The following is a 3,159-nucleotide window of genomic DNA, read 5'->3' as shown; positions in this document are numbered from 1 at the left end:
CGCCGATTAAACAGTTGGTTTGGGGTTATATAGTCAAGCAACTAAGCGCATACGGTGGATGCCTTGGCAGTCAGAGGCGATGAAAGACGTGGAAGCCTGCGATAAGGCTCGGGGAGCTGGCAAACAAGCTGTGATCCGGGCATCTCTGAATGGGGAAACCCACCTGGTTTCGGCCAGGTACCTTGCACTGAATCCATAGGTGCAAGGGGCGAACTCGGGGAACTGAAACATCTAAGTACCCGAAGGAAAAGAAATCAACCGAGATTCCCTCAGTAGCGGCGAGCGAACGGGGACCAGCCCTTAAGCTGAACAACTGGTAGGAAAAGGCTCTGGAAAGTGCCGCCATAGTGGGTGATAGCCCCGTATCCGAAACCTGAGTTCAGTGAAATCGAGTAGGACGGGTCACGTGTAATCCTGTCTGAACATGGGGGGACCATCCTCCAAGGCTAAATACTCCTGACTGACCGATAGTGAACCAGTACCGTGAGGGAAAGGCGAAAAGAACCCCTGTGAGGGGAGTGAAATAGATCCTGAAACCGTATGCGTACAAGCAGTCGGAGCACCTTCGGGTGTGACGGCGTACCTTTTGTATAATGGGTCAGCGACTTATGTTCAGTGGCGAGGTTAACCATCTAGGGGAGCCGTAGGGAAACCGAGTCTGAATAGGGCGACTTAGTCGGTGGACATAGACCCGAAACCGGGCGATCTATCCATGAGCAGGTTGAAGGTGCGGTAACACGCACTGGAGGACCGAACCCACTGTCGTTGAAAAGCCAGGGGATGACTTGTGGATCGGAGTGAAAGGCTAATCAAGCCCGGAGATAGCTGGTTCTCCCCGAAAGCTATTTAGGTAGCGCCTCGGACGAATACCACTGGGGGTAGAGCACTGTTTCGGCTAGGGGGTCATCCCGACTTACCAAACCGATGCAAACTCCGAATACCAGTGAGTACTATCCGGGAGACACACGGCGGGTGCTAACGTCCGTCGTGAAAAGGGAAACAACCCAGACCGCCAGCTAAGGTCCCCAAATACCAGTTAAGTGGGAAACGATGTGGGAAGGCGAAGACAGCTAGGAGGTTGGCTTAGAAGCAGCCACCCTTTAAGGAAAGCGTAATAGCTCACTAGTCGAGTCGGCCTGCGCGGAAGATGTAACGGGGCTCAAACTGGTTACCGAAGCTGCGGCTGCATACTTTGTATGCGGGGTAGGGGAGCGTTCTGTAAGCCTGTGAAGGTGTGTCGAGAGGCATGCTGGAGGTATCAGAAGTGCGAATGCTGACATGAGTAACGATAATGCGGGTGAAAAACCCGCACGCCGGAAGACCAAGGGTTCCTGCGCAACGCTAATCGGCGCAGGGTGAGTCGGCCCCTAAGGCGAGACCGAAAGGTGTAGTCGATGGGAAACGGGTTAATATTCCCGTACCTCGCGTGACTGCGATGGAGAGACGGAGAAGGCTAGGTGAGCCGGGCGACGGTTGTCCCGGTTTAAGCATGTAGGAAGAGGACTTAGGCAAATCCGGGTCCTCAATTCTGAGATGCGACGACGAGTGCTGCTTGCAGCGCGAAGTCATTGATGCCCTGCTTCCAGGAAAATCTTCTAAGCTTCAGGTCACGAGAGCCCGTACCCCAAACCGACACAGGTGGTCAGGTAGAGAATACCAAGGCGCTTGAGAGAACTCGGGTAAAGGAACTAGGCAAAATGGTGCCGTAACTTCGGGAGAAGGCACGCTGGTAGTAGGTGAAGCCCCTGCGGGTGGAGCCGAGACCAGTCGAAGATACCAGGCCCCTGCGACTGTTTATTAAAAACACAGCACTCTGCAAACACGAAAGTGGACGTATAGGGTGTGACGCCTGCCCGGTGCCGGAAGGTTAATTGATGGGGTTAGCATTCGTGCGAAGCTCTTGATCGAAGCCCCGGTAAACGGCGGCCGTAACTATAACGGTCCTAAGGTAGCGAAATTCCTTGTCGGGTAAGTTCCGACCTGCACGAATGGCGTAACGATGGGGGCGCTGTCTCTACCCGAGACTCAGTGAAATTGAAATCGCCGTGAAGATGCGGTGTATCCGCGGCTAGACGGAAAGACCCCGTGAACCTTTACTATAGCTTCACAGTGAACTTTGAGCATGCTTGTGTAGGATAGCTGGGAGGCTTTGAAGTGTGGACGCCAGTCTGCATGGAGCCAACCTTGAAATACCAGCCTGGCCTGTTTGAGGTTCTAACTTGGTCCCCTGATCGGGGATGAGGACACTGTGTGGTGGGTAGTTTGACTGGGGCGGTCTCCTCCCAAAGAGTAACGGAGGAGCACAAAGGTGGGCTAAGTACGGTCGGACATCGTACGGTTAGTGTAATGGCACAAGCCCGCTTGACTGCGAGACAGACACGTCGAGCAGGTGCGAAAGCAGGTCATAGTGATCCGGTGGTTCTGTATGGAAGGGCCATCGCTCAACGGATAAAAGGTACTCCGGGGATAACAGGCTGATACCGCCCAAGAGTTCACATCGACGGCGGTGTTTGGCACCTCGATGTCGGCTCATCACATCCTGGGGCTGAAGCCGGTCCCAAGGGTATGGCTGTTCGCCATTTAAAGTGGTACGCGAGCTGGGTTTAGAACGTCGTGAGACAGTTCGGTCCCTATCTGCCGTGGACGTTGGAGATTTGAGGAAAGCTGCTCCTAGTACGAGAGGACCGGAGTGGACGAACCTCTGGTGTTCGGGTTGTTTCGCCAGAAGCATTGCCCGGTAGCTATGTTCGGACAGGATAACCGCTGAAGGCATCTAAGCGGGAAGCCCCTTCCAAGATGAGATCTCCCTGGCCCCTCGAGGGCCCTGAAGAGCCGTTCAAGACCAGGACGTTGATAGGTCGGGTGTGTAAGCGCTGCGAGGCGTTGAGCTAACCGATACTAATTGCTCGTGCGGCTTGACTATATAACACCCAAGCCAACTGCGGATAACGCAGGAAATCGCTTCAGCTTTGAGCTCCGGCTCCGCAATCTTGTCCAACCCAGTGGTCAACCTGTTTGCCTGACGACTATAGCGGTTCGGAACCACCTGATCCCATCCCGAACTCAGCAGTGAAACGAACCAGCGCCGATGGTAGTGTGGCATCTGCCCATGCGAGAGTAGGTCATCGTCAGGCTCCTAAATCCGAAACCCCAGCACGG

The 3,159-nt window shown here is 54.5% G+C and carries 2 rRNA genes; both read left to right on the top strand.

Features of this window, described 5'->3' with window-relative positions:
• Positions 1 to 31: 31 nt before the first annotated feature.
• Positions 32 to 2,923 (top strand): 23S ribosomal RNA (locus J3364_RS22475).
• A gap of 95 nt (positions 2,924 to 3,018) precedes the next feature.
• Positions 3,019 to 3,134, top strand: a 5S ribosomal RNA gene (rrf, locus tag J3364_RS22470).
• Positions 3,135 to 3,159 lie beyond the last annotated feature (25 nt).

The sequence above is a fragment of the Marinobacter sp. NFXS9 genome (assembly GCF_040148665.1).
GTDB classification, from domain to species: Bacteria; Pseudomonadota; Gammaproteobacteria; order Pseudomonadales; family Oleiphilaceae; genus Marinobacter_A; species Marinobacter_A mangrovi.
The sequence above is the reverse complement of the archived record's forward strand: the minus strand, read 5'-3'. Positions and strand labels throughout refer to the sequence as shown.